The organism is Aeromonas sp. HMWF017, from assembly GCF_003061465.1.
GTDB classification, from domain to species: domain Bacteria; phylum Pseudomonadota; class Gammaproteobacteria; order Enterobacterales; family Aeromonadaceae; genus Aeromonas; species Aeromonas veronii.
Genome location: NZ_QAJD01000069.1, coordinates 34,017 through 34,343 on the forward strand (window position 1 = coordinate 34,017; position 327 = coordinate 34,343).

A 327-nucleotide genomic window follows, 5' to 3' on the forward strand; every position below is an offset into this window, starting at 1 on the left:
GAGCAGCTCGGTAGCTCGTCGGGCTCATAACCCGAAGGTCGTCGGTTCAAATCCGGCCCCCGCAACCAACTTTTCGTCAGCCTGCGATTGTGTAAACAGTCGAAAGCAGACAAACGCAATCAAGCTACTGCTCGGCTTGAGGGTGACAATTCGGACGCGGGGTGGAGCAGCTCGGTAGCTCGTCGGGCTCATAACCCGAAGGTCGTCGGTTCAAATCCGGCCCCCGCAACCAACTTTCGTCAGCCTGCGATTGTGTAAACAGTCGAAAGCAGACAAACGCCACCAAGCTACTGCTCGGCTTGAGGGCGACAATTCGGACGCGGGGTG

General features: G+C 57.8%; 1 tRNA gene. It reads left to right on the top strand.

The features are described from left to right. The first annotated feature begins 155 nt into the window (after window positions 1-155). Window positions 156-232, top strand: a tRNA-Met gene (locus tag DBR30_RS07220). Window positions 233-327 lie beyond the last annotated feature (95 nt).